Genomic DNA, 25,728 nt, shown 5'->3' with positions numbered 1-25,728 from the left:
CGAGCGCCACCACTGCCACGGCGGCCGCCACCGCACCGACCCAGGCAGCTGCATGGGGAGCGCCGACCACGAGCGCGACGACGACCCACGTGCCTGCGGCCGGCCCGGCGAGCCGGAGGTCGGCCACGGAGGCGCGCTGCCCCCGGCCAGCCCCGACCGGGACGGCACCGTGGACGTCGAGGTCGCGTGCGCGCGGTTCGTGCGGCGCCGTCCGAGGCGTCTGCACCCCCGTCGATACCGTGCTCGCACCCGTCGACCCCGTGCTCGCACCCGTCGTCTTCGTGTTCACACCCGCACCCGGTCCCGGAGCTCGGCGAAGCGCGCGTCGCCGATGCCGCTGACCTCGAGCAGGTCCTCGACGGCCTGGAAGCCGCCGTGCTCCTCCCGCCACGTCAGGATGCGCTGGGCCATGGCCGGACCGATCCCGGGGAGCGTCTCGAGCGTCGTGGCATCGGCGGTGTTGAGGTCCACGACCGCGCCCGCTGGCGATCCCCCGTCCGCCCCGGCTCCAGCTCCGGATCCGGGCCCGGTCGCACCTCCGCCGCCACCGCCTGCCGGGAGTTCGGCGGGCACCTCGGTCTCCCCGACGCGGGGGACGTACAGCCGCTCACCGTCGACGACGGGCCGCGCCAGGTTCAGTCGGGTGAGGTCGGCGTCCGCCGCGGCTCCCCCGGCCGCGTCGAGTGCATCGGCGACCCGGTCGCTCGCGGCCACCCGCACCACACCGGGATGCGCCACCGCCCCGACCACGTACACGACGGCGACGGTGTCCGGCACGGACGCTCCCGCACCCGCGGCACCGCTCGAGGCCGGCAGGCTCGGCTCGACCGGTGTCCCGGTCGACCGCGCAGCGGCAGCTCCGTCGTCGGACGCGGCCACCGTCGGCGCGCCCGACACCACCGTCACGCCCGTGCCGACGCTGCCGTCGCCGTCGGCGCCCCCGCCCAGCCAGACCACGCCGACCGCGACCAGCACCACGACGCCGACGAGCACCAGGGCGGCACGGGGCGAGAGCGCGAAGCGGGACATGCCGGAACGCTACGGAGCCCGGTTCCCGGATCCGGCCCGAACGGTGCGCCTGTGGACGACCGCCGCTCCCCGGTCAGAAGTGGAGGGACGCCCTCTGCTCGACGCCTGACACGCTGGGACGGACCTGCGGTCTCAACGCTCGTCCTGGTTCCGCAGGCTCCACACGGCTCGGCGCAGGGTGATGGGCATCACGAGGACCACCAACAGCCACGAGCTGATGTTCGCCGTGTTGAGGACCGCGTTCACGATGCCCACGAGCAGCAGCAGGCTCGACGAGACCATCGTGGTCAGGGCGAACCACCGCGGCCACGGTCGCTGTGGCTCCACGTCGGTACCGCACCGGTCCCTGCGCTGGTCGGTCCCGGCCGGGACTTCGGTCTCGGCCGGCACACGGCGACGACGCCGGAGGCGGTGGGCGCACGCCTGGCGTACGGCATGCCCCGACCGCTACCCCTTGATCGCGATGTTCACGAGCTTCGGCGCCCGCACGATGACCTTCACGATCTCCCGGTCCCCGATGTACCGCTGCACAGCCGCCGAGTCCCGGGCGAGCTGCTCGAGCTCGTCCGCCTCGATCGACTTCGACACCTCGAACGAGTCGCGCACCTTGCCGTTGACCTGCACGACCGCGGTCAGGGTCTCCTGCACGAGCAACGTCGGGTCGGCCTTCCGCCACCCGAACGTCGCGACCGGCGAGTCGTAGCCGAGCGTCTGCCACATCTCCTCGCCGGTGTACGGCGCGAAGACGCTCAGGCCCAGGGCGATCGTCTCCGCGGCCTCGCGCACGGCGGGGTCGGCGGCGCCGGGGCCGCTGTCGATCGCCTTGCGGGTGACGTTGACCAGGTCCATGAGCCGCGCGATCACGACGTTGAACTTGAACGACTCCATCAGGCCCGGGGCGTCGGACAGGAAACGGTGGGTGGCCTGGCGGACACCACGGTCCCCGGTGGACCACACCGCGTCGGGCGTCGAGGTGACGTCGACGGCGATGCGGTACGCGCGGGCCAGGAAGCGTGCGGAGGCCGCCGGCGAGACGTCCTCCCAGTTGATGTCGTCCTCGGGCGGTCCCGCGAAGCCCATCACGAGACGGATCGCGTCGACGCCGTGTGTGTCGAGCTCGTCGCCGAGCGAGACGCCGCCCTTCGACTTCGACATCTTCGAGCCACCGGAGAGCACCATGCCCTGGTTGAGCAGCGCCGAGAAGGGCTCGGTGAAGTCGAGGTAGCCGAGGTCGAAGAGCACCTTCGTGACGAAGCGTGCGTAGAGCAGGTGCAGGATCGCGTGCTCGACGCCGCCGATGTACTGGTCGACCGGGGCCCACTTGTTGACGAGCGCCGGGTCGAACGCCTGCGTCTCGTCCTGCGGGGACAGGAAGCGCAGGAAGTACCACGACGAGTCGACGAAGGTGTCCATCGTGTCCGGGTCGCGGCGGGCGGGGCTGCCGTCCACCGGGTTCGGCACGTTGACCCACTCGGTCGCGCCACCGAGGGGCGACGTGCCCTTCGGCTTGAGGTCGAGGCCCTCGGTGTCCGGCAGGACCACGGGCAGCTGGTCCTCGGGCACCGGGTACTGGGTGCCGTCCTCGCCGTGGATGATCGGGATCGGGGTGCCCCAGAAGCGCTGGCGGGAGATGAGCCAGTCACGCAGGCGGTACGTCTTGGCGGCGCGCCCGGTGCCGCGCTCCTCGAGCAGGCCGATCGCCGCGGTGATGGCGTGCTGCTTGCTCATGCCGTCGAGCGGTCCGGAGTTGATCATCCGGCCCTGCCCGGTGAGTGCCTCCCCCGTGGAGACCGGGTCGAGCGCCGGCAGGTCCTCGAGCGTCGCGCCCTCGGGGATGACCGGGATCGCGCCGGTGACGGCCTGGTTCGTGTCGACGACCACCTTGACGGGCAGGTCGAAGGCGCGGGCGAAGTCGAGGTCGCGCTGGTCGTGGGCGGGGACGGCCATGACGGCTCCGTGCCCGTAGTCGGCGAGGACGTAGTCGGCAGCCCAGAGCGGCAGGCGCTCCCCGGTGAGCGGGTGGATCGCCGAGCGGCCGAGCGGCACACCGGTCTTCGGGCGGTCGGCGTTCTGCCGGTCGATGTCCGACGCCTTCTGCGTGGCGACCAGGTACTCCTGGAAGGCGGCGCGGGTGGCGTCGTCGACGGACGGGTCGGCGACGAGTTCCGCGGCCAGGTCCGAGTCGGGCGCCACGACCAGGAAGGTCACACCGTGGATGGTGTCCGGACGGGTGGTGAAGACCGTGACGGGCTCGTCCCGACCCTCGATGACGAAGTCGACGTCGGCGCCGACCGAGCGGCCGATCCAGTTGCGCTGCATCGCGATGACCTTCGACGGCCACCGTCCCTCGAGCTGGTTGAGGTCGTCGAGCAGCCGGTCCGCGTAGTCCGTGATCTTGAAGTACCACTGCGTGAGCTTCTTCTTGACGACGACGGCGCCGGAACGGTCCGAGGTGCCGTCGGGCAGGACCTGCTCGTTGGCCAGGACGGTCTGGTCCACCGGGTCCCAGTTGACCCAGCTGTCCTTCCGGTACGCCAGGCCCTTCTCGTACATCTTGAGGAACAGCCACTGGTTCCACTTGTAGTACTCGGGGTCCGAGGTGTGGATCTCGGTCGACCAGTCGAACGACGGCGCGTAGCGCTTGAAGGACGCCTTCTGCTGCGCGATGTTCGCGTAGGTCCAGTCCTTCGGGTCGACGCCCCGCTTGATCGCCGCGTTCTCGGCGGGCAGCCCGAACGAGTCCCAGCCGATGGGGTGGAGCACGTTGAAGCCCTGCTGCCGCCAGTACCGCGCCACGAAGTCGCCGAGCGCCCAGTTCTCGGCGTGCCCCATGTGCAGGTCACCGGACGGGTACGGGAACATCTCGAGGATGTACTTGCGCGGGCGCTTGTCGTCGGGGTCGGCAGTGAAGAGGCCGAGCTCTTCCCACCGTGCCTGCCACTTCTCCTGAATGCGCCGGAAGTCGTAGGTGTGCGGGTCCTCGACGTGCTGCTCGATGGTCACGGTCCACAACGATACAAGCCGGGAGGCTCCTCCTGCGTCCTCCGGTCGGCTCACGCCGCGAGCAGGCGTCCGTCCGCCATCCGGAGGGTCCGGTCGACGAGGTCGGCCGGCACCGGCACGTGGGAGACGACGAGGAGCGTGCGCCCCGCTGCGCGGGCCGTCGACACCAGGTCGCGCAGGACGGCGTCGCCGAGGTCGGGGTCGATGTCGGCGGTCGGTTCGTCGAGCACGAGGACCGGGAACGCGTGCAGGAGCGCTCGCGCGAGCGCCAGTCGGTGGGCCTGCCCGCCGGACACGAGCGCCCCGCGCTCCCCCACGCCCGCGTCGAGTCCACCGCGTCGGGCCACCCACGCGCCGAGACCGACGCGGTCGAGCACCGCGAGCAGGTCCTCGTCCGTCGCACTGTCCCTGGCGAACAGCAGGTTCTGGCGGACCGACTGGTCGAACACGAACGGGTCCTGCTCGATGAGCCCCACCCGGGCGCGGACGGCGTCGGGGTGCAGCGTCCGCGCCTCCACGCCGTCCAGCGTGTAGCTGCCCGTGTGCTCGACGAACCGGACGAGTGCGTCGACGAGGGACGACTTGCCCGACCCGCTCGGCCCGCGCAGCACGACGACCTCGCCGGGCTCGAGGTCGAACGACACCCCGTCCACCGCAGGTGCCGCGGCACCGGGCCACCGGACGGAGAGGTCACGCACGCGGACGGCCACGGTCGCGGGCGCGGCGAGTTCCTCGGCGGGGGCCGCGGCGTCCGGCTCCGGTACCAGGCCGGCGGGCAGCTCGGGGGAAACGACCTGCTCGACACGCTCCGCGGCCGCGCGCACCCGGCGCAGGGTCAGGACCGCCAGCGGCACGACGCCGACGACCTCGAACAGGGCGAGCGGGACGAACACCGCCAGCGCCCAGAGCGGACCGTCGAGGGCACCCGACACCACCGCGGGCGCACCGACGGCGAGGACCCCGAGGACGGCGGCACCGCCGACGAGCCCGACGAGCGCGCCGACGAGGGACTCCACCGCCCCGCGGCGACGGACGGCACGCGTGACGCGGTCGTCCAGCCGTGCGATGTGCGCGAGCCGTTCCTCGAGGGTGCCGTACGCGGCGAAGACGTCGAGCGTCCGCACGGTGTCGAGCACGAGGTCGGCGACGTGCCCGCGGTCCGCAGCGGTCTCCCGGTCCGACCGGGTCGCGACGACGCTCGTGACGACAGTGCCGACGAGCGCGGCGACGCCGAGCGCCAGCAGTAGCACGAGGGCGGCCGGCGGGGACACGAACGCGACCGCGACCACGGAGAGCAGGGCCGTGACCCCGGCCGAGACGAGGGGGCCGACCACCCGGATGGGCAGGTCCTGCAGGCGGTCGGTGTCGGTGACCAGCCGCGTCAGGAGGTCGCCGCGACCGGACGACCCGAGTCCGGCCGGCGCGACGGAGGCGAGTCGCCGGTACATCTCGGTGCGCACGACGGCGAGTTGCCGGAACGATGCATCGTGGCCGGACAGGCGGTCGACGTACCGGAGGACGGCGCGGCCGAGCGCGAAGGCGCGGACGCCGACCATGACGAGGGTGAGGTACAGGATCGGCGGGTGCTCGGCGGCCCGGGTGATGAGGTACCCGCTCGCGGCGAGGAGCGCGACGGCGCACAGCGCGCTGAGCACGCCGGCGGCGACCGCCTTCGCCCATCCGCGACCACGGGGCATCGCGAGCCGGAGGACCGACGGAGGACGGGCCTCCCGGGCGGTCCCGGTCGTGCCGTCAGGCGCGCTCATGCGGACACCGCCTGCGCGGTCCGGACGGCGACCGAGCCGTCGGGGGTGGTCGACACGACGACGTCGGCCGCGGCGACGACGGCCGGACGGTGGCTGGCGACGACCACGACCGCGCCACCGTCCGCGAGCCGCCGCACGGCGGCGACCACGAGTGCCTCGGACTCGGCATCGAGCGCCGACGTCGGCTCGTCGAGGAGCACCAGCGGCGTGCTGGCGGTCGCGGCCCGGTACAGCCCGCGCGCCACGGCGACGCGTTGCGCCTCACCGCCCGACAGTCCGGCCCCGCCGGAGCCGACCGCCAGGCCCGGGTCCGCGCCCAGCCCGACCGCACCGAGCGCGCTCCGCACCTGTGCGGCGTCGCCTCCGGCGGCGGACAGGGTCACGTTCTCGGCGACGGTGCCGCGGACGAGCCGCGCCCGCTGGTCCACCCAGGTGGTCCGGTCCGCCACGGACACGTCGGCCGGACCGGGGACGACGACCGTGCCCTCGTGCGGGAGCACACCGCGGAGTGCGGCGAGGAGGCTCGACTTGCCGGATCCGCTCGGTCCGGCGAGCGCGACGACGGTCCCGGCGGGAGCGGTCAGGTCGACCGGGCCGATGACGACGTCCGGCCGGTGCACGGTCACGCCGCTGAGGACCAGCGCGCCGGCGTCAGCGGTCCCCGCTGCCGGGTCGGGCGCCGCCGTCGTCTTCGGTGCGTCCTGCTGCGGGACGTCCTGCTGCCGGTCGGTCTGCTGCGGGCCGACCTGCTGCGGGTCGGTCGGCTGCGGGTCGTCGAGCACGTCGAGGACGGCCTGCGAGGCCTCGACCCCGTCCTGGGCCGCGTGGAAGTCGGCGCCGACCTGCCGGATCGGGGCGAACGCCTCGGGTGCGAGGACGAGCACGAACATCGCCGCGCCGAGGCCGAGCGACCCGTCCACGAGCCGGATGCCGATCGACACCGCGACCAGGGCGACGGACAGGCTCGCGGCGAGTTCGAGCGCGAACCCGCTGACGAACGACAGTCGGAGCACGCCCAGGGTGCCGCGGCGGTACTCGTCGGTGACCCGGTCGATCCGACCGACCTGCCGCCGGGCCCGTCCGAACACCTTGAGGGTCGCCAGGCCCTCGACCGCCTCCGTGAACGCCCCGCCGAGTCGGGCGAGCGCGTCCGCCTGACGGCGCTGCAGTGTCTGCGTGGCCAGACCGATGAGGACCATGAAGACCGGGATGACCGGCATCGCGCACACGATGACGACGGCGCTCGTCAGGTCCCCGAGCGCGATCGCGACCACGAGGACCGGGGTCGCGACCGCCGTGAGCGCGAGCTGCGGCAGGTAGCGGCCGAAGTACGCGTCGAGGGCGTCGAGACCCGGACCGAGCGTCGTGGCGAACCCGGCGCTCGACCGACCGGCGAGCCACCCGGGGCCCCGGTCGGCCGCGCGCCGGAGCACGGCGGCGCGGAGTTCGCTCTTCACGCGGGCCCCCGCGCGCGCCGCCAGGTCGTCGGTGGCCCATGCCGCGAGCGCGCGGAGCAGGAACGCCGCGCCGAGGAGCGCGAGTGTGGCCGGGAACGTCCCGGGCACCTGCCCGTCCCGGACCGCGTCGACGACCTGGGTCACCGCCGCGGCGATGCCCCAGGCGATCCCGATGGTGGCGGTCGTCCGCACCACGCCCGTCCCGGCGGCGGCGAGGACGAACCCGCGCGCGGTCCGGGACAGCCGGAGCAGACGGGGGTCGAGCGGCTTCATCCGGGCCTCCTGGTCAGTGCGCGGCCTGCGCGACGGTCGCGCGCGAGACCCGCTTGCGGAAGACCCAGTACGTCCACGCCTGGTACGCGAGCACGAGCGGCAGGAACACCACCGCGACCCAGCTCATCACGGTCAACGTGTAGTCGCCGGAGGAGGCGTTCGCGACGGTGAGGCTGTTCGCCGGGTCGTTCGACGCCGGCATGACGTCGGGGAACACGGCGGTGAACATGGCCAGGACGACCGCGCCGATCGTGACGGCCATGAGCGTGAACGCTCGCCCCTCCCGCCCGCGGGCGGCGCAGAGGACCGCGACCACCAGCGCGACCGCGGCGACGGCGGACAGCACGAGCGACGCCGGGGTGGCGCGGACGGACGCCATCGTGACGAGGAACGCGGCGGCCACCGCGATGGTGAGGACACCGGAGCGCTTCGCCAGCCGGATGGCCCGCTCACGCATCTCCCCCTCGGTCTTCAGCGCGACGAAGACGACGCCGTGCGTGAAGAACACCAGGAGCGTCGTCACGCCGGTGAGCAGGGCGAAGGGGTTGAGCAGGTTGAACAGGGTGCCGGTGTAATCGTGCCCAGCGTCCATCGGGATCCCCCGCACGACGTTGCCGAACGCGACGCCCCACAGGAACGACGGCACCGCGCTGCCGACGATGATCATGAGGTCGAAGCGGCGCTTCCACTCGAGGCGCTTGTCCTGGTGGCGGTACTCGAACGACACCCCGCGGGCGATGAGCGCGGCCAGGATGAGCAGCAGCGCCAGGTAGAAGCCGGAGAACATCGTCGCGTACCACTCCGGGAACGCCGCGAACAGGCACGCTCCGGCGACGATGACCCAGGTCTCGTTGAGGTCCCAGACGGGGCCGATGGTGTTGATGAGCACGCGTCGGTCGGTGTCGTCCTTGCCGAGGAACGGCAGGGACATCCCGACACCGAAGTCGAACCCGTCGAGCACGAAGTACCCGACGAAGAACAGTCCGACGATCGCGAACCAGAGAACAGGCAGGTCCATCTCAGTACACCGTCACTTCGTGCTCGACCTCGCCGGTCTCCTCGTCGACCGCGGCCGGAGCGGCCGGGCCCTCCTGGGCGACCTTCTTGATGAGTCGGAACTCGACCACCGCGAGGGATCCGTAGATGAGCGTGAACACGACGAGCGAGATGAGCACCTCGAGGCCGGTCACGTTCGGGGAGACGCCGTCGGCGGTCTTCAGCAGTCCGAACACGAGCCACGGCTGGCGGCCCATCTCGGTGAAGACCCAGCCGACGATCATCGCGGCCATCGGCAGCGGGACCGCCCAGATCGCGATGCGCCACATCCAGCGCTGCTGCGGGAAGCGGCCCTTGCGGGTGAGCCACAGCCCGGCGAGCGACACCATCACGGCGCCGACGCCGAGGGCGATCATCCAGCGGAAGGACCAGTAGGTCACCCAGATGACCGGCTTGTAGTCCCCGGGGCCGTACACCTGCGTGTACTGCGCCTGCAGGTCGTTGATGCCCTCGACCGTGCCGGTGAACGTGTGGGTCGACAGGAAGGAGAGCAGGTACGGGATGCGGATCGAGAACAGCTCGCGGACACCGTCGGGGGTGCCGAGGGTGAAGACCGAGAACGAGGCGTCCTTGCCGGTCGCGGTGCCGTAGAGTGCCTCGGCCGCGGCCATCTTCATCGGCTGCGTCTCGACCATGGTCAGGCCGAGCTGATCCCCGGTGAGGACGGTGAGCGCCCCGGCCGCGACCATCGTCCACAGCCCGAACTTGAGCGCCGGCATCATCGTCTCGAGGTTCTGGTTGCGCGAGAGGTGGAACGCGGCGACCGAGATGATCACGCCGGCCGCGACCATGAAGCACGCGAAGACGGTGTGCGGGAACGCGGCGAGGGCGACCTTGTTGCCGAGGACGGCCCAGATGTCGGTGAGCTCCGCGCGGCCCTTGGCCTCGTTCAGCGCGTACCCGACCGGGTGCTGCATGAAGGCGTTGGCGGCGATGATGAAGTACGCCGACATGATCGTGCCCGCGCTGACGCACCAGATGCTCGCCAGGTGGAGCTTCTTCGGCAGGCGGTCCCAGCCGAAGATCCAGACGCCGATGAAGGCCGCCTCGAAGAAGAACGCCAGGATGCCCTCGAGCGCGAGCGGGGCACCGAAGACGTCGCCGACGAACCGCGAGTAGTCCGACCAGTTCATCCCGAACTGGAACTCCTGCACGATGCCGGTGACGACACCCATCGCGAAGTTGATGAGGAAGATGCGCCCGAAGAAGCGGGTCAGCTGCAGGTAGTGCGCGCGACCGGTGCGGACCCAGGCCGTCTGGAACACCGCGACGACGACCGCCATGCCGATCGTCAGCGGGACGAAGAGGAAGTGGTAGATCGTCGTCAGACCGAACTGCCACCGCGACAGGAGGAGCGGATCGAGGAGGTCGTTCATGCGGCCGGGCCCGTCGGGATCGCCGCGCGCTGTTCGTGCACGTTGAGATGCTTCCTGTGGAAGGGGTTCTGCTCGTTGCCGTCACGTCGTCGGGACCCTTCGACGGTACTGCTGGACACCCCACTTCGACAAGTTGTAGAGACCCCTCCTGCACATACGTGCACGGCTATTGCACGGCACAACCGTGCGGAACACATGTCACTCCGGGGGCACATCCGTGCGGAACAGCTGTGCCCGTCGACACCCCTCCCGGGAACGGCGACAGGCGCCGGGCTGGAGGCCCGACGCCTGTCTTCGAGAACGAGGATCCGCCTCCTAGAGGAGACCCTTCTCCGTCAGGAACTCCTTGGCGATGTCCGCGGACTTCTCCTTGTCGACCGTGCTCTTCGTGTTCAGGTCGATGAGCGCTTCGGTCGTCAGGACCTCGCTGACCTCGTCGATCGCGTCGGCGGCCTTCTCGTCGACCTTGTCGGACACGACCGGCGTGACGTTCTGCGGCACGATGAGGTTCTCCGGGTCCTTCAGCGTGACGAAGCCGTTCGCCTTGATGCTCGGGTCCGCGGTGTAGATGTCGGCGAGCTGGACGGTGCCGTCCTTGAGCGCCTTGACCGTGAGCGCGCCGCCCGAGTCCTCGATCGCCTTCGACTCGACGTCGACGCCGTACACGGACTTGAGGCCCTTCGGGCCGTACGGCCGCGTCTGGTTCTCGGAGTTCGCCCCGACGGTCAGCTTCTCCTTCACGTTCTTCAGGTCGGCCAGGCTCGTCACGTCGTTCTCCTCGGAGAACTCCTTCGTGACGGTGTAGCTGTCCTGGTCGGTGGCCTCGGCGGCGTCCAGGGCACGGATGCCCTCCGGCAGCGCCGACTCGAGCTCGTCGGCGATGTCCGACTCGCTCTTCGCGGTCGAGTCCTTGTCGTAGTACTGCAGCAGGTTGCCGCTGTACTCCGGCATCACGTCGACCGCGCCCTTCTGCAGCTGGGGCAGGTAGACCTCGCGCTGACCGATCTGGTAGTTGCGCTCGACCGTGAAGCCGTCCTTCTCGAGGACCTGCGCGTAGAGCTCGGCGATGATCTCGTTCGAGTAGTAGGCCTGCGACCCGACGACGATGGTCTTCGAGTCGGACGGGGCGCTGGAGCCGCTGTCGAGCGGGCTGCTGGACGAGCAGCCGGCGAGTGCCGCTGCCGCGCCCAGGGCGACCGCTGCGGCGAGGCCGGCGCGGAGCTTGGGTGCTGTGATCACGAGGGGGTTCCTTCCGGGATGGGTTTGCGGGGCCGCTCACGCGATCCCGAGCGTCGTCGTGACCCGCGCTCGGCGACGCCCGCGGGCACCACCGCCCGCTGGAGCACGGCGAAGACGACTTCGAACGCGATCGCCAGGACGATCACGAGGACGGAGGCGCCGAGCATCATGGCGTAGTCCTGGGTCTTGAGCCCGAGGAACACGTAGCCGCCGAGGCCACCGGATCCGACGTACGCGGCGAGGGTGGCGGTCGCGACGACCTGCAGCACGGCGGCACGGATGCCGCCGACGAGCAGTGGGAGCCCGAGGGGGATCTCGACCTTGGTCAGGATCTGCCACCCGGTCATGCCCTGTGCGCGTGCGGCGTCGACGGTGACCGGGTCGACGGACTCGATCCCGGCGTAGGCACCGGCGAGCACCGACGGGATCGCCAGGATGACGAGCGCGAGCAGCGGCGCCTGCAGGTTCACGCCGAGCAGGAGGCCGAACAGTGTCAGCACGCCGAGGGTCGGCAGCGCGCGGACGCCGCCGGAGAGCGCGATCGCGACGCCGCGCGCCCTGCCGGTGTGGCCGATGAGGTACCCGATCGGCACGGCGATCACCGCGGCGATGACGACGGCGACCAGAGAGATCCAGACGTGCTCCCACAGCCGGACCGGGATGCCGTTCGGGCCCGGGTAGTTGGCGGGGTCGAGCACCCACGCGAAGGCCTGTCCGATGATCACGAGGACACCTCCGCGGTCTGCAGCACGCGCCGCGCGGCCCGCTTCGACCCGGTCGACGCGCGCGTCCACGGCATCACCATCCGGCCGATCAGCACGAGCAGCCCGTCGATCGCGAACGCGAGGACGAGGACCATGACGATGCCCGCCACGATCTCCTCCGGGATGTTCCGCCCGATGCCGTCGGTGAACAGCGACCCGAGACTCCGGATGCCGAGCACCGCGCCGACCGTGGTGAGCGAGATGGTCGACACCGACACGACCCGGAGACCGGCGAGCAGGACCGGACCGGCGAGCGGCAGGTCGACGCGGAAGAAGCGCTGCACGCCGGAGTAGCCCATCGCCGTCGCCGCCGACGTGGTGGCCGGGTCGACCGACCCGAGCCCGTCCACGGTCGACCGCACCATGAGCGCGAGGCCGTACAGCGTCAACCCGACGACGACGTTGACGGGGTCCTGCAGCCCGGTGCCGATGATGCCGGGCAGCGCGATGAAGAGCGGGAGTGACGGCACGGCGTAGAGCAGCCCGGCGACGGTGACGATGCCGCCGCCGAACCCGCTGCTGAGTCGCGCGGCGCCGGGACGACGGAGTCGGACGACCAACCACCCGATCGGGATCGACACCAGGAACGCGATGACGATTGGCGGCAGGGCGACGGCCAGGTGCGCCAGCGTGTCGTCCCCGATCGTGTCGAGGTTCGACAGCACCCACTTCACCGGGTGCTCCCACCCTGCGCCGCAGCACCCGGGACGCGTGCGGGCGTCCCGGCCTCGGAGCGGACAGCGGCAGCGGCGTCGACGACGCCTGTGGGACCGGTCAGGACGCCGGCGGCGCGGCCGTCCCCGTCGACGACGATCGGACCGGTCGGGGTCTGTTCGACCCGGAGCGCGCGGCGCCCCCGCCCGGCTCCGATGAAGTTCGCGACGAAGTCGTCGGCCGGCGCGGACAGGATCCCCGCCGGGGTGCCGAGCTGGGCGATCTCGCCGCCCTTCTTGAGGATGACGACCTGGTCGCCGAGCTTGAACGCCTCGTCGATGTCGTGCGTCACGAAGACGACGGTCTTGCCGAGCTCGCGCTGGAGCCGGATCAGCTCGTCCTGCAGGTCGTTGCGCACGAGGGGGTCGACGGCACCGAACGGTTCGTCCATCAGGAGGATGTTCGGGTCGACGGCGAGCCCGCGGGCCACACCGACCCGCTGCTGCTGGCCGCCGGAGAGCTGGGAGGGGTACCGGTCCGCGAGGGAGCGGTCGAGGCCGACGGTGTCCATGAGCTCGAGGGCACGCGCCCGCGCGTCCGCCTTCGGGACCCCGGTCAGCACCGGCACCGTGGCGATGTTGTCCGCGACCTTCCGGTGCGGCAGCAGGCCGGCGTTCTGCATGACGTAGCCGATCCGGCGGCGGAGCTGCACGGGGTCGACGCCGGCGATGTCCTCGCCGTCGATCTGGACGGAACCCGCCGTGGGGTCGATCATCCGGTTGATCATCCGGAGCAGCGTGGTCTTGCCGCATCCACTCGATCCGACGAACACCGTCGTGGTCCGCGAGGGGATCACGAGGTCGAACGACTCGACGGCGGTCGTGCCGTCCGGGTAGGTCTTGCGCACCGAGCGGAACTCGATCATGGGTGCCCTTCTTGGTGGAGGTAGCCCGACTCCGGAGACAGTACAGGTCCGGGCCCATACCGGTCCGGTCGTGTCGTCGCATGACGCCTGGCGGACATCGGTGCGGTTCCCGCGCAGTCCGGACAGGGTCCGGACGCACGGACGCCCGCCCCTCGTGTTCGGAGGGACGGGCGTCGCGGTTCGGTGCAGCGGACGACCGGTCAGGAGGCTCGGATCACCGACTCCAGGTAGGGCCGGCTCATGGCGCGGTACGCGTCGATGAGCGCGTGGTCCGGGTTCTCGCGGTCGACGTGCGCGCGGGCGAGGACGGCGTGTGCCGACTCGGCGAGCACGACCCAGGCGCGGCTCAGCGCCTCCGACTGCGGCAGGTCGAAGCGCTCCCGCATGACGACGCCGACGGCACCGCCCAGGGCCGCCAGCCGGTCGGCGTCCTCGTCCCCGGAGGTGGTGTCGATGTCGGCGAAGCGGATCGCCCGGAAGCCGGGCTCGGTGCGGTACATCTCGGCGGTCATCTCGATGAGGGCGTCGCAGCCCTCCTGCCAGGTGGTGGCGCCGGACGCGTCGAGCGTCTCGACGAACCGAGCGGCGAGGCGCTGGGTGCAGCGGATCGCGAGCGCCTCGACGACGGCGATCCGATCCGGGAAGTACCGGTAGACCGTGCCGATGGACGCTCCGGCACGTTCGGCGACCATGGCGGTCGTCAGGCGCTCGAACCCGATCTCGTCGATCACCGCCGCGGCGGCGTCGAGCAGACCTGCGAGGCGGGCCGAGCTCCGTGCCTGGACCGGCTCGTTCCTGAGCAGTGATGATCCCCCTGGCAGAGCGTTCGGAACCTCGGTGACGAGCACGTGTTCTCCTTCTCGCGGTGACCGCGGGCTGAATGACTGAGACGGCAACTCTGACAGAGACCGCCTTGGTCTTGGCTGCGATTCCCGGGGTGTCGGGCGCTGACCGGGCTCCTCGTCACCCCCGCATGGGATGATGGTGCGATGCCCGAGACGACGCCTCCGGACCCTGCTGCGCCCCGGGACACCAGCACTCCCCCGCAGCGCGACGCCCGGTCCGTCGAACGGGAACACGACCGTCGTGAGCAGGCGCCGTGGGGCATCCAGCAGTGGGAGACGGCGATCCCCGAGCCGATCCTGCACCGCGCGGCCCGGATCGAGGACGCCGTGCAGGAGTTCCGCGAGCAGCACGCCCGGAAGCGCGGCCAGGTCCCGACCGTGATCCCGTACACGGGGTACGGCGCGCCGGGGTGGGTCCGCGTGCTCTGCCGGGTGCTCCTGACCCGCCGCGGCCTGGCGTCGGACGTGTCGTACTCCGGGGTCCGCGGCTGGCGCAGCTTCACGAGCGTCGCCGTCGACCACGCCGAGGTCACGATCACGGCGGGGGGCTCGACGCACACCGTGACGAGCGACCGCGGCGGCGTGGTCGACACGATCGTCCCGATCGACCTCGAACCGGGCTGGCAGAAGATCCGGCTGTCCGCCGGCGGCATGCGCGACGTCGACGCCGACGTCTTCGTGGTGCACCCGGACACCCGCTTCGGCCTGCTCTCCGACATCGACGACACCGTGATGGTCACGAGCCTCCCCCGTCCGATGCTGGCGGCGTGGAACTCCTTCGTGCTGACCGAGCACGCCCGCCGTCCGGTGCCCGGCATGTCGGTCCTCTACGAACGCGTCCTCGCGCAGCACCCGGGCGCGCCGACGGTCTACCTGTCCACCGGTGCCTGGAACGTCGCGCCCACCCTCGGGCGGTTCCTCTCCCGCAACATGTACCCGTCCGGCACGCTCCTGCTCACCGACTGGGGCCCGACGCACGACCGCTTCTTCCGCAGCGGGCAGCAGCACAAGCAGGACAACCTGCGGCGCCTCGCCCGGGACTTCCCGGACGTGCAGTGGCTCCTCGTCGGCGACGACGGCCAGCACGACGAGCACCTGTACGGCGAGTTCGTCCGCGAGCACCCCGACAACGTCGCCGCGGTCGCCATCCGGCAGCTCTCCACGAGCGAGGCCGTGCTCGCCGGTGGCCGTTCCCGGGCGCAGGAGCGGACGAGGGACTCGACGAAGCCCTGGGTCTACGCACCCGACGGTGCCGGGCTCTGGACGGAGCTCGGCCGGGTCGGGATCGCCGACGTCGACTGACCGACCGCCCGCCCTGCTCGTCCGGACCGCGCCGCTTCGCCCGAGGTCATGCCGGGTGTGATCTGAACGCACCCTCAGCGCAGGTGCCCACGGGGACCGGGTGGTTCGATCGAGGACATGGCTCAGCGCATCGAGGACCACGCCCTCATCGGGGACTGCCACACCGCTGCTCTCGTGACGCGGGACGGCGACGTCGACTGGGCGTGCCTACCCCGGTTCGACAGTGCCTCCACCTTCGCCGCGCTGCTCGGCGACGAGCACGACGGGCAGTGGTCGCTCCGCCCGACCGACGGCACCGCGACCCCCGTCCGCCGACACGACGGCGACTCCCTCGTGCTGTCGACGGTGTGGACGACCCCGACCGGCGTCGTCGAGGTCACCGACTTCATGCCGGTCGACGAGCACCGCGCCTCGATCGTCCGGCGGGTGCGCGGCCTCACCGGCTCCGTCGAGGTGCGACAGGTGCTCCGCATCCGGTTCGGCTACGGCGACGTCCTCCCCTGGATCCGCCAGGTCGGGGACGACGACGAGCCCGTGCTCGTCGCCACGGCCGGCCCGGACGCCGTCGTCGTCCGCGGACCCCGGTTCCGCGCGGACGACCACCGGCACGTCGTGACGACGACCATCCACGACGGTGACGTCCTCGACACCACGCTCACCTGGTTCCCGTCGCACCGCGAACCCCCGGAGCCGTTCGACGTCGACGATGCACTCCACCGGACCCGCGACTGGTGGCACGACTGGACGTCCCGGACGCGGGCCGAGGGCACGTACGCGCCCGCCGTCCGGAGTTCGCTCATGTACCTGCGGGCGATGACCCACGCCGAGACCGGCGGCGTCGTGGCGGCCGCGACCACGAGCCTCCCGGAGGACCCCGGCGGCGAACGCAACTGGGACTACCGCTTCGTGTGGCTCCGCGACGCGTCCATGGCGCTCGCGTCCCTCATCGCCCACGGGTACCGCGACGAAGCCGCCGACTGGCGCGGGTGGTTGCTCCGTGCGATCGCCGGGGACCCGGACGACGTGCAGATCATGTACGGCATCGCCGGCGAACGCGAGCTGCCGGAACGGACCCTCGAGCACCTGACCGGCTACGCCGACTCGACGCCGGTCCGCGTCGGCAACGGCGCCTACACGCAGTACCAGGGCGACGTGTTCGGTGAGGTGCTGTCGGCGCTGCACGACGCCCGCGAGCTCGGCGTCGAGGAGAGCGGGGCCTCGTGGTCGCTGCAACGCGCCCTGCTCGCGCACGTCGAGGAGCACTGGCAGGACGCGGACAACGGGATCTGGGAGATGCGTGGGCCGAGGCGGCACTTCACACACTCGCGGGCGATGATCTGGGCCGCCTTCGACCGCGGGGTCGCCGCCTGCGAGGAGTTCGGGCTCGAGGGACCGGTCGAACGGTGGCGGTCCCTGCGCGACCAGGTGCGCGCCGAGATCGAGGAGCACGGCTGGAACGCCGAGCGTGGCTCCTACCGGCAGCACTACGACACCGACGAGGTCGACGCCAGCCTGCTCGTCCTGCCGCAGATCGGGTACTGCCGGCCGGACGACCCGCGGATGCTCGGGACCGTCGCGGCGATCGAGGAGGACCTGCGCGTCGGCGACGACGGCCTCGTGCTGCGGTACCGGACGTCCTCCGGCTTCGACGGACTGAGCGGGACGGAGCACCCGTTCCTCGCCTGCTCGTTCTGGCTCGTCGAGCAGTACGCCGGTTCCGGGCGCCTGGCCGACGCCGAGCGGCTCATGGACGTGCTCGTCGGCTACGCGAACGACGTCGGCATGCTCTCCGAGGAGGTCGACGTCGCCACGGGGCACCACATCGGCAACACCCCGCAGGCGCTGTCGCACCTCACCCTCGTCACGGCGGCCGACGCGATCGCGCGGGCGCAGGGCGCGGCCGCGGGTCACCGGACGCGCGCGGCGCAGCACAGCGGCGGCACGGCGAGCGTCACCGGCGCCGGCGCGCGAGCGGGGAACACCGCCTGACCCGCGGGCGGGCTGCTCCGCGGCGGCCCTCGAGGTTCGGGAACTGCGGGACCCGCTCCGCGAGGTTCGACAACGTCGGAACCCCGCTCGGCGAGGTTCCGCGATGTCGGGACCCCGCGCGGCCAGGTTCCGGAACTGCGGAACCCCGCCGCGCGCACACGGCGTGTCCTGGAACCTCGACGAGCACACCCCCAGCCCACCGGCCCGGCAACAGCGGCCCGCTCGGCAACCAGCGGTCCGCTCCGTAACCAGCGCCCGGCTCGTGCCTGGAACGGACGGGAGGCCCGGTACCAACTGGTACCGGGCCTCCTGTCAGGACGTCGTGCCGTGCGTCAGGACGAGCTGACCCACTCGGCCGGCCCACGGGAACCGGCGCGGTACTCCTCGAGCGGGACCGCTCCGGACTTCCACGCCGTGACGACCGGCTCGACGATCTCCCAGCAGCGCTCCGCCACGTCACCGCGGATGGAGAGCAGCGGGTCGTCGTGGAAGATGCCGTTGAGCACCTCGCCGTAGGGCGTCAGCTCGCCGTCGTCGAAGGACGACGACAGGGTGACCTGCCCCATCTCGAACGGGTTGCCGCCGCCGTTCGCCGAGACCGACAGCTCGATCTCGTCCGGGTTGAGGACGATGCGCAGCGTGTCGGCCTTCGCGCGACCGGTCAGGCCGGACGGCAGGCGGGTGACCGGCTTGAAGGTGATGAGCACCTCCTTGCGGCTCGCGCCGAGCGCCTTGCCCGAGCGGAGGGTGAAGGGGACGCCGGCCCAGCGGGCGGTGTCGACCTCGACCTCGATCTCGGCGAGCGTCTCGGTCGCGCGCGACGCGTCGACGCCGTCCTCCTCCTGGTACGAGGGGAGCTCTTTGCCGTCGATCGTGCCGGCGGTGTAGACCGCCCGGCGCGAGGCGATGGTGGCGTCGTCGCGCTTGAGGCGGGTGGAGCGGAGCACACGGGCCAACGAGGACCGGAACTCGACCGAGTCGATCGCGGCCGGTGCGTCCATGGTCACGAGGGCCAGGATCTGCAGCAGGTGCGACTGGATCATGTCGACGAGGGCGCCTGCCTCGTCGTAGTACTGGGCGCGGTTCTCGAGGCCGAGGGTCTCGTCGTAGAAGACGTCGACCTTCTCGATGTTCTCGGCGTTCCAGATCGGCTCGAACAGGCGGTTCGCGAAGCGCAGGCCGATGATGTTGAGCACCGTCGTGCGACCGAGGAAGTGGTCGGTGCGGTGGACCCGCTCCTCCGGCACCAGCTCGAGCACGGTCTTGTTGAGTGCCTCGGCCGACGCGACGTCGGTGCCGAACGGCTTCTCGAACGCCAGGGTCGTGCCCTCGGGGAGCTCGACGCCCTGCAGGGCCTCGCAGATGTCCGAGGCGATCTGCGGCGGGAGGGCGAAGTACAGGATCGGCTCGGCATCGGCCGCGGCGAGCAGCGCCTTCAGGTGCTCCGGGTCGGTCGGGTCGCCCTGGATGAACTGCGTCGACTCGATGGTCGCGTTGACCTCCGGGCCCGTCACGTCCTGCGACGCGAACGACTTCGTGACGATGTCCTTCCACTGCTCCTCGCTGCGGGCGCTGCGACCCGTGCCGATGAGCTGCACCGGGACCGACCGGCCGCTCTGGAGGAACGTGCCGAGACCGGGCAGGAGGAGGCGGGAGGCGAGGTCGCCCGTCGCGCCGAAGATGATGAGGGTGCGCTTGTCGGTCACCTGAGGTGACTCCTTTCGCTTGTGGACGGTCCGCTGGACCTCAGGCCGCGAGCATGCGGTCCTCAGGACCCAAGGCCCATCGTGCCCGGGTTGTTCCCGGGCCGTTGTCGAGAAGTGGGTGATGTGGATGACCGGGGCGTCGAGCTCTCCTGTGGAGGCCCGGATCACCCCGGACGCAGTTCGGGCGGCACCGAGATGGTGCCGCCCGAAGCGCGTGGAGTGGAGGTCAGTGCCCGAAGTTGCCGCGGTAGTACTCGTAGACCCAGCCGACCAGGGTGATCGCGACGAGCGCGAGACCGATCGGCACGATCCACAGACCGGCGGCGACGCCGAGGAAGCAGACCGCGATGGCCGCGGCCAGGAAGATCGGCCACCACGACCACGGGCTGAAGTGCCCGAGCTCGGCGTCGCCGTCCTCGATGTTCGCGTCCTGGCGGTCCTCCGGCAGCACCCCGCCCTGTGCCGACATGACGCGGCCCAGGTAGAAGGCGATGAACGCGGACATGATCCCGGTCAGGCCGATCGAGAGGGTACCGACCCACTCGATGTTGCCGTAGTAGATGACCGACCAGATCGTGTACGCGGCGTCCGCGATCACGAAGAAGATGAACAGGATCCAGAACAGATTGGTGTTGGCGCGCATGGCGTGTTACTTCACCTCGCCCTTCGCGGCGTCGTAGGTCGGAGCGTCGGGAGCGTCCTTCGCGGGTCCCACACCGACCGGCACGCCGGCCTCCGGGTGGTTCAGGTCGAACGCCGGGGACTCCGAACGGATCCGCGGGATCGACGTGAAGTTGTGCCGCGGCGGCGGGCAGGAGGTCGCCCACTCGAGCGAGCGGCCGTAGCCCCACGGGTCGTTCACGGCCACCTTCGGCGCGTTCCGAGCCGTTACGTAGACGTTGAAGATGAACGGCAGGAACGAGATGCCGAGGATCATCGAGCCGACCGTTGAGACCTGGTTCATCCACGTGAAGTTGTCGTCCGGCAGGTAGGTCGCGTACCGACGGGGCATGCCCACGACACCGAGCCAGTGCTGGATGAGGAACGTCGTGTGGAACCCGACGAAGAGCAGCCAGAAGTGGATCTTGCCGAGACGCTCGTTGAGCATCTTGCCCGTGAACTTCGGCCACCAGAAGTAGAAGCCGGAGAACATCGCGAACACGACGGTGCCGAAGACCACGTAGTGGAAGTGCGCGACGACGAAGTACGAGTCGGACACGTGGAAGTCGAGCGGCGGCGAGGCGAGGATCACGCCGGTCAGGCCACCGAACGTGAAGGTGACGAGGAAGCCGATCGCCCAGAGGATCGGGGTCTCGAACGTCACCGAGCCGCGCCACATGGTGCCGACCCAGTTGAAGATCTTCACGCCGGTCGGGACCGCGATGAGCATCGTCATGAGCGAGAACCACGGCAGCAGCACGCCGCCGGTGACGTACATGTGGTGTGCCCACACCGTGATCGACAGGGCCGCGATGGTGATGGTCGCGTAGACGAGGGTCTTGTACCCGAAGATCGGCTTGCGGCTGAAGACCGGGAAGACCTCGGAGACGATGCCGAAGAACGGCAGCGCGATGATGTACACCTCGGGGTGTCCGAAGAACCAGAACAGGTGCTGCCAGAGCAGTGCCCCACCGTTGGCCGGGTTGAAGATCTGGGCGTCGAACACGCGGTCGAGACCGAGGCCGAACAGCGCTGCCGCGAGGACCGGGAAGGCCATCAGCACGAGGAGGCTCGTCACGAGGACGTTCCAGGTGAAGATCGACATGCGGAACATCGTCATGCCCGGGGCACGCATCGTGATGATCGTGGTGATGAAGTTGACCGCACCGAGGATCGTGGAGAAGCCGGTCATGCCGAGACCGAACACCCACAACGTGCCGCCCAACCCTGGTGTGAACGTCGTGTCACTCAGTGGCGCATAGGCGAACCACCCGAACGAAGCTGCACCCTGCGGGGTGAGGAAGCCGCCGACGGCGATGGCGCTGCCGAAGAAGTACATCCAGAAGGCCAGGCCGTTCAGACGCGGGAACGCCACGTCCGGCGCGCCGATCTGCAGCGGCATGATCGCGTTCGCGAAGCCCGAGAAGAGCGGCGTCGCGAACATCAGCAGCATGATCGTGCCGTGCATCGTGAAGAGCTGGTTGTACTGCTCCTTGGTCGGCACGACCTGGAGACCCGGCTCGAACAGCTGCGCGCGGATGACGAGCGCCATGATGCCCGCGAGCAGGAAGTAGAGGAACGAGGTGATCAGGTACATGTACCCGATCGTCTTGTGGTCGGTGGACGTCGCCCACCGCACGATGATGTTGCCCTTGCGACCGACCTTCGATGCCTGGAAGTCCGGCGTCGAGGGCCTGGTGGTCGCCTGGCCGACGAATGACGTTGTCATTGAGACGCGCCCTTACTTCTTGTCGCTCGACGCCTCGGCAGGCGCCTCGTTGTTCGGCTGGTTCGTGTTGGTGTCGTACTCGTTGCCGAGCAGACCGACGTTGCCCTCGTCCGCGAGGGACTGGAGGTAGTCGTCGTACTCCGCCTGCGACACGACCTTCACCTGGAAGAGCATCAGCGAGTGGTACTCACCGCAGAGCTCGGCACACTTGCCCTGGTACGTGCCTTCCTTCTCCGGGATGAAGTACTCGTAGTTCGTCTTCCCCGGGAGCATGTCCTTCTTGTAGAGGAAGTCGATGACCCAGAAGGAGTGGTTGACGTCGCGCGAGCTGAGCTCGATCTCGACCTTCTTGCCGACCGGCAGGTACAGCGTCGGGAGCAGCGACTCGTCGACCGCCCCGCCGCCGTTCTCTTCTTCCTGGGCCTGGATGCCCTGGTAGTAGACGCTGTCGTTCGGGTTCTTCTGGTCGATGTAGTTGAAGTCCCAGCCCCAGCGCTTGCCGTAGACGTGCACGGTGGCGTCCGGCTGCGCGAAGGGCTTCTCGATCGCTTCCTGGTCCTTCGCGGTGAAGGCAAAGAAGCCGAGCACGAGGATGAGCGGCACGAGCGTGTAGAAGATCTCGAGCGGCATGTTGTACCGCATCTGCACGGGCAGGCCGGTCTGGCCCTTCCGGCGGCGGTAGACGATCGCGGCCCAGATGACGAGGCCCCACACGATCAGACCGACCGCCAGCAGGACGATCCAGCTCGTCGTCCACAGGCCGACGATGCGGCTCGTGTGGTTGGTGACGTCCTTCGTCTCCTCCGTGCCGGGGAGCCATCCGTTCAGCTGCTGCTGCGAGCAACCAGCCAGTGCGATGACCAGACCGACGGCCACCGGGACGGCCGCCCAACGTATACGGCGATTCGAACGCACTGTTACCTCTCGGAAAGACGTGGGCCGGATCCAGTCGGTGGTCGACTGGCTGACGACGAGGATCCCGTCGACGAGCTCCGCGGTCGGCACGAGGCCGGCACATGGGTGGCTCCCAGCTTGGTTGGAACACTCCTAGCTTACTCGCAGCCGTCGACACCGAGCGCACAACCGACACGCGTTGTGGACGGAACGAGGGCTGCGGAAGCCGGTTTCCCCTGGTCATCGACGTCGGGGAACCGGTCCGGGGACGCGAACGGGGAGCGACCGTGTCGGTCGCTCCCCGTTCGCGTGTCGGATCGTCGGACGATCAGTGGAAGCTGTCGCCACACGCGCAGCTACCCTGCGCGTTCGGGTTGTCGATCGTGAAGCCCTGCTTCTGGATGGTGTCCTCGAAGTCGATCGTGGCGCCGTCGAGGTAGGGCACGCTCATCTTGTCGACGACGACCTCCACCCCGTCGAACTCCGCGGTGGCGTCACCGTCGAGGAGCCGCTCGTCGAAGTACAGCTGGTAGATCAGGCCCGAGCAGCCGCCGGGCTGGACGGCGAGGCGCAGGCGGAGGTCGTCGCGGCCTTCCTGCTCGAGCAGGCTGGCGACCTTCGCCGAAGCCGCGTCGCTCAGCAGCACACCGTGCGACGGGGCGTCGGTCGCTGCTTCGGTCGTGATGGTGTCGCTCATCGGCGTCTCCCTCGTTGGCGGTGACGTTCACCGGCCGTCGCGTCGATTCTAAGCACGCGCACCGACCTCCGGGACCCCGGTCCAGCACCTGTGGAGGAGACACCTCACGCGCGGCCCTGCAGGCGGGCGAGCAGGACGGCCTCGGACAGGACGGCACGGTGCAGCACGCCGAGGTGCTGCGACTCGTTCGGGCTGTGCGCCCGGGTGTCCGGGTCCTCGACGCCGGTCACGAGGATCTGCGCCTCCGGGAACTCCGCGGCCAGGTCCGAGACGAACGGGATGGACCCGCCGATGCCCTGCTCCACCGGGTCGGTGCCCCAGCCCTCGGACATCGCGGTGCGGGCCTCGCGGACCGCCCAGCCGGACGCGTCCACCAGGAAACCGTCACCGGTGTCGACCTCCGTGATCTCCATCCGGGCGCCGAAGGGGACGCGATCGCGGAGGTGGGCCTCCACGGCGGCGAACGCCTCGGCGGCGGCCTGGCCGGGCGCGACCCGCACCGACACCCGCGCCGAGACGGTGGGCAGGAGCGTGTTCGACGCGTTCGCGACGCTCGGGACGTCGAGACCGGTCACGGTGATCGACGGCTGGAACCACATCCGGGACAGCACGGGACCGTTGCCCACGGGACGCGCACCGTCGACCAGGGCGGCCTCGGCCGCGAAGTCCGCCTCGGAGCGCTCCGGCACGGGCGCGTCGTGCGCGGTCAGCCCCGCGACCGCGACCGCTCCATCGTCGTCGTGCAGCGAGGCGAGCAGACGCACCATCGGCATCATGGCGTCCGGCGCCGCTCCCCCGTACATGCCGCTGTGGCTCGCGTGTTCGAGGGTCGTCACGGTGAGCTTGAAGGTGGTGTTGCCGCGCAGGGACACCGTGATCGCCGGCACCTCGGTCGACCAGTTGTCGCTGTCCGCGACGACGATGACGTCGGCGGCGAGGTGGTCACGCTGCTCCCGCAGGAAGGTGCGGAACGAGCGGGAGCCGAACTCCTCCTCGCCCTCGACGAACAGCACGATGCCGACGTCCAGGTCGTCGCCGAACTGGGCGTGCACGGCACGGAGCGCCGCGACGTGGGTCATCACGCCGGCCTTGTCGTCCGAGGCGCCGCGCCCGTACAGGCGGTCACCGCGGAGCGTCGGCTCGAACGGCGGGGTCTCCCAGAGCGCGTCGTCGCCCTGCGGCTGCACGTCGTGGTGCGCGTACAGCATGACGGTCGGCTTGCCGTTGCGGGCAGGGCGCACCGCGAGCACCGCCGGCTGGCCGAGTTCGGTGTCCGTGTCGGCAGTGTCGGTCGGGGTGTCGCCCTCGACGGCGGAGCGGACGATGCGGACCTCGTCGAACACACCGGTCGACCGCACCAGATCGGCCACCGCCTCCGCGCTGCGCTGCACCTGGGCGGGGTCGAACGCGGACCACGACACCGACGGGATGCGGACCAGGGCGGACAGGTCGGCGATCGTCGTGGGCAGTGCACCGTGCACGTGCTCGCGCAGCGCCTCGAGCAGGGCGGGTTCGGTCGCGGGTGCCTGGGATCCGGCGTCGGGGCTGTGCTTCTCGGAGTCGGTCATGGCCGGTAATCTAGAGGACGTCCAGCCCGCACAACGCCGTTAGGAACCACCGTGGCGAAGGCAGCCCCCAAGACCAACGTGACCGTGAACCCCGGTGACGACGACCTCGTCGCACACGGCAAGGGTCGCCCGACGCCCTCGCGACGCGAGCGGGAAGCCGCGAACCGGCGTCCGATCGTCGGCAACTCCCCCGCGGACAAGAAGGCCGCCCGGGCGCGTCTGAACACCGAGCGCGAGCGTGCGCGGGTCGGCATGGCGAACGGCGAGGAGCGCTACCTCCCGGCGAAGGACCGGGGCGAGGAGCGTCGCTTCATCCGCGACTTCATCGACGCCCGCTGGAACGTCGGCGAGGTCATGATGCCCGTCCTCGTGCTCTTCCTGATCGTCGGCTTCGTCGCCGCGCAGACGCCCGCGGCCTCGTACTCGCTGCTGTTCATCTGGGCGTTCGTGCTGCTCTTCGTGCTCGACTGCACGGTCATCTGGTTCATGCTGCGTCGACGCTTCGCCGCCGCCGGCCGGACCTTCCAGCGCGGGAACTTCCTCTACATCCTCACGCGCGGGTGGCAGCTGCGGTTCCTCCGCCTGCCCAAGCCGCAGGTCAAGCGCGGGCAGTACCCGACGCTCTGACACAGATTCGACGCTCTGGCACAGACCCATTGCTCTGAAACAGGGCCTTCCGCCGGCAGCCGGCGGACGAGAGCGCCGTCGACCTCCGGGTCGGCGGCGCTCTCGTCGTCCGGGGGCGCCGATCGCGTCGAGCGATCGGCCGGGAGGCGCGGCGCCAGCCCGACGCGCA

The 25,728-nt window shown here is 70.5% G+C and carries 21 protein-coding genes; 3 read left to right on the top strand and 18 right to left on the bottom strand.

The genetic code is table 11. The features are described 5' to 3' along the window. Nucleotides 1-285: 285 nt before the first annotated feature. From DEJ34_RS06540 to DEJ34_RS06485, 12 genes are all read right to left on the bottom strand, one after another. Entirely contained in the window at nucleotides 286-1,029 is a 744-nt protein-coding gene (locus DEJ34_RS06540) for a ComEA family DNA-binding protein (RefSeq protein WP_110899961.1), read from the bottom strand. A 132-nt stretch (nucleotides 1,030-1,161) separates the two neighbouring features. Beyond that, complete coding sequence (locus DEJ34_RS06535; RefSeq protein WP_146234044.1) at nucleotides 1,162-1,356, bottom strand: hypothetical protein; 195 nt, start codon at nucleotides 1,354-1,356, stop codon at nucleotides 1,162-1,164. Between the two features lie 120 nt (nucleotides 1,357-1,476). Further along, nucleotides 1,477-4,032, bottom strand: coding sequence for a leucine--tRNA ligase (gene leuS, locus DEJ34_RS06530; protein WP_110899959.1), 2,556 nt, complete (start codon nucleotides 4,030-4,032; stop codon nucleotides 1,477-1,479). A gap of 50 nt (nucleotides 4,033-4,082) precedes the next feature. Continuing rightward, nucleotides 4,083-5,798 carry a thiol reductant ABC exporter subunit CydC gene (gene cydC, locus DEJ34_RS06525; protein WP_110899958.1) on the bottom strand — a complete coding sequence of 572 codons (1,716 nt, stop codon included), beginning with the start codon at nucleotides 5,796-5,798 and terminating at the stop codon, nucleotides 4,083-4,085. Continuing rightward, on the bottom strand, nucleotides 5,795-7,528 hold the full coding sequence (cydD, locus tag DEJ34_RS06520; protein WP_110899957.1) for a thiol reductant ABC exporter subunit CydD: 1,734 nt from the start codon (nucleotides 7,526-7,528) through the stop codon (nucleotides 5,795-5,797). The genes cydC and cydD overlap by 4 nt, the downstream gene beginning before the upstream one ends. Nucleotides 7,529-7,541: 13 nt before the next feature. After that, nucleotides 7,542-8,546 carry a cytochrome d ubiquinol oxidase subunit II gene (gene cydB, locus DEJ34_RS06515; RefSeq protein WP_110899956.1) on the bottom strand — a complete coding sequence of 335 codons (1,005 nt, stop codon included), beginning with the start codon at nucleotides 8,544-8,546 and terminating at the stop codon, nucleotides 7,542-7,544. Nucleotide 8,547: 1 nt separating this feature from the next. Beyond that, nucleotides 8,548-9,960 carry a cytochrome ubiquinol oxidase subunit I gene (locus tag DEJ34_RS06510; protein WP_110825299.1) on the bottom strand — a complete coding sequence of 471 codons (1,413 nt, stop codon included), beginning with the start codon at nucleotides 9,958-9,960 and terminating at the stop codon, nucleotides 8,548-8,550. Between the two features lie 315 nt (nucleotides 9,961-10,275). Further along, entirely contained in the window at nucleotides 10,276-11,199 is a 924-nt protein-coding gene (locus tag DEJ34_RS06505) for an ABC transporter substrate-binding protein (protein WP_110899955.1), read from the bottom strand. After that, complete coding sequence (locus tag DEJ34_RS06500) at nucleotides 11,196-11,924, bottom strand: ABC transporter permease (protein ID WP_110900113.1); 729 nt, start codon at nucleotides 11,922-11,924, stop codon at nucleotides 11,196-11,198. Before DEJ34_RS06500 ends, DEJ34_RS06505 begins: the two co-directional genes overlap by 4 nt. After that, nucleotides 11,921-12,637 carry an ABC transporter permease gene (locus tag DEJ34_RS06495; RefSeq protein ID WP_110899954.1) on the bottom strand — a complete coding sequence of 239 codons (717 nt, stop codon included), beginning with the start codon at nucleotides 12,635-12,637 and terminating at the stop codon, nucleotides 11,921-11,923. Before DEJ34_RS06495 ends, DEJ34_RS06500 begins: the two co-directional genes overlap by 4 nt. Next, the gene (locus DEJ34_RS06490; protein ID WP_110899953.1) at nucleotides 12,634-13,542 is read right to left on the bottom strand and encodes an ABC transporter ATP-binding protein; all 909 of its coding nucleotides are present in this window, start codon (nucleotides 13,540-13,542) and stop codon (nucleotides 12,634-12,636) included. The genes DEJ34_RS06495 and DEJ34_RS06490 overlap by 4 nt, the downstream gene beginning before the upstream one ends. Before the next feature lie 200 nt (nucleotides 13,543-13,742). After that, a complete protein-coding gene (locus DEJ34_RS06485; protein WP_181419594.1) occupies nucleotides 13,743-14,390 on the bottom strand; it encodes a TetR/AcrR family transcriptional regulator in 648 nt (215 codons plus the stop codon). Between the two features lie 141 nt (nucleotides 14,391-14,531). Between DEJ34_RS06485 and DEJ34_RS06480 the strand changes: the two genes are divergently transcribed. Both DEJ34_RS06480 and DEJ34_RS06475 read left to right on the top strand, forming a co-directional pair. Further along, complete coding sequence (locus DEJ34_RS06480) at nucleotides 14,532-15,689, top strand: App1 family protein phosphatidate phosphatase (RefSeq protein ID WP_110825294.1); 1,158 nt, start codon at nucleotides 14,532-14,534, stop codon at nucleotides 15,687-15,689. Nucleotides 15,690-15,806: 117 nt separating this feature from the next. Further along, a complete protein-coding gene (locus DEJ34_RS06475; protein WP_110899952.1) occupies nucleotides 15,807-17,678 on the top strand; it encodes a glycoside hydrolase family 15 protein in 1,872 nt (623 codons plus the stop codon). A 332-nt stretch (nucleotides 17,679-18,010) separates the two neighbouring features. Here DEJ34_RS06475 and DEJ34_RS06470 read toward each other — a convergent pair whose 3' ends face one another. The 6 genes from DEJ34_RS06470 to DEJ34_RS06445 all read right to left on the bottom strand — a co-directional run bounded on the left by DEJ34_RS06470 (nucleotide 18,011) and on the right by DEJ34_RS06445 (nucleotide 24,932). Next, the gene (locus DEJ34_RS06470; RefSeq protein WP_110910931.1) at nucleotides 18,011-19,384 is read right to left on the bottom strand and encodes a glucose-6-phosphate dehydrogenase; all 1,374 of its coding nucleotides are present in this window, start codon (nucleotides 19,382-19,384) and stop codon (nucleotides 18,011-18,013) included. 226 nt (nucleotides 19,385-19,610) lie between these two features. Continuing rightward, nucleotides 19,611-20,027 carry a cytochrome c oxidase subunit 4 gene (locus DEJ34_RS06465; protein ID WP_110825291.1) on the bottom strand — a complete coding sequence of 139 codons (417 nt, stop codon included), beginning with the start codon at nucleotides 20,025-20,027 and terminating at the stop codon, nucleotides 19,611-19,613. 6 nt (nucleotides 20,028-20,033) lie between these two features. Next, nucleotides 20,034-21,773, bottom strand: a complete 1,740-nt coding sequence (gene ctaD, locus DEJ34_RS06460; protein WP_181419595.1) for an aa3-type cytochrome oxidase subunit I — start codon at nucleotides 21,771-21,773, stop codon at nucleotides 20,034-20,036. Between the two features lie 12 nt (nucleotides 21,774-21,785). After that, the gene (gene ctaC, locus DEJ34_RS06455; protein ID WP_110825512.1) at nucleotides 21,786-22,688 is read right to left on the bottom strand and encodes an aa3-type cytochrome oxidase subunit II; all 903 of its coding nucleotides are present in this window, start codon (nucleotides 22,686-22,688) and stop codon (nucleotides 21,786-21,788) included. Nucleotides 22,689-22,995: 307 nt separating this feature from the next. Further along, the gene (locus DEJ34_RS06450; RefSeq protein ID WP_110825290.1) at nucleotides 22,996-23,364 is read right to left on the bottom strand and encodes a HesB/IscA family protein; all 369 of its coding nucleotides are present in this window, start codon (nucleotides 23,362-23,364) and stop codon (nucleotides 22,996-22,998) included. A gap of 104 nt (nucleotides 23,365-23,468) precedes the next feature. After that, nucleotides 23,469-24,932 (bottom strand): dipeptidase, encoded by a 1,464-nt coding sequence (locus tag DEJ34_RS06445; RefSeq protein ID WP_110899950.1) that lies wholly within the window; start codon nucleotides 24,930-24,932, stop codon nucleotides 23,469-23,471. A 51-nt stretch (nucleotides 24,933-24,983) separates the two neighbouring features. On the opposite strand from DEJ34_RS06445, the gene DEJ34_RS06440 reads away from it, so the two are divergent. Next, entirely contained in the window at nucleotides 24,984-25,559 is a 576-nt protein-coding gene (locus DEJ34_RS06440; RefSeq protein ID WP_110825288.1) for a DUF3043 domain-containing protein, read from the top strand. Nucleotides 25,560-25,728 lie beyond the last annotated feature (169 nt).

The organism is Curtobacterium sp. MCPF17_050, from assembly GCF_003224435.2.
In the GTDB taxonomy this organism is placed as follows: domain Bacteria; phylum Actinomycetota; class Actinomycetes; order Actinomycetales; family Microbacteriaceae; genus Curtobacterium.
Note: the sequence above shows the minus strand (reverse complement) of the source record. Positions and strands in the feature narration are given on the sequence as shown.

Excerpts from the sequence above, each read along its gene's own strand:
- DEJ34_RS06445 (WP_110899950.1), bottom strand. The coding sequence starts at position 24,932 with ATGACCGACTCCGAGAAGCACAGCCCCGACGCCGGATCCCAGGCACCC.
- DEJ34_RS06475 (WP_110899952.1), top strand. The coding sequence starts at position 15,807 with ATGGCTCAGCGCATCGAGGACCACGCCCTCATCGGGGACTGCCACACC.
- DEJ34_RS06510 (WP_110825299.1), bottom strand. The coding sequence starts at position 9,960 with ATGAACGACCTCCTCGATCCGCTCCTCCTGTCGCGGTGGCAGTTCGGT.
- DEJ34_RS06540 (WP_110899961.1), bottom strand. The coding sequence starts at position 1,029 with ATGTCCCGCTTCGCGCTCTCGCCCCGTGCCGCCCTGGTGCTCGTCGGC.
- DEJ34_RS06490 (WP_110899953.1), bottom strand. The coding sequence starts at position 13,542 with ATGATCGAGTTCCGCTCGGTGCGCAAGACCTACCCGGACGGCACGACC.
- ctaD (WP_181419595.1), bottom strand. The coding sequence starts at position 21,773 with ATGACAACGTCATTCGTCGGCCAGGCGACCACCAGGCCCTCGACGCCG.
- DEJ34_RS06480 (WP_110825294.1), top strand. The coding sequence starts at position 14,532 with ATGCCCGAGACGACGCCTCCGGACCCTGCTGCGCCCCGGGACACCAGC.
- DEJ34_RS06450 (WP_110825290.1), bottom strand. The coding sequence starts at position 23,364 with ATGAGCGACACCATCACGACCGAAGCAGCGACCGACGCCCCGTCGCAC.
- cydD (WP_110899957.1), bottom strand. The coding sequence starts at position 7,528 with ATGAAGCCGCTCGACCCCCGTCTGCTCCGGCTGTCCCGGACCGCGCGC.
- cydB (WP_110899956.1), bottom strand. The coding sequence starts at position 8,546 with ATGGACCTGCCTGTTCTCTGGTTCGCGATCGTCGGACTGTTCTTCGTC.
- DEJ34_RS06465 (WP_110825291.1), bottom strand. The coding sequence starts at position 20,027 with ATGCGCGCCAACACCAATCTGTTCTGGATCCTGTTCATCTTCTTCGTG.
- cydC (WP_110899958.1), bottom strand. The coding sequence starts at position 5,798 with ATGAGCGCGCCTGACGGCACGACCGGGACCGCCCGGGAGGCCCGTCCT.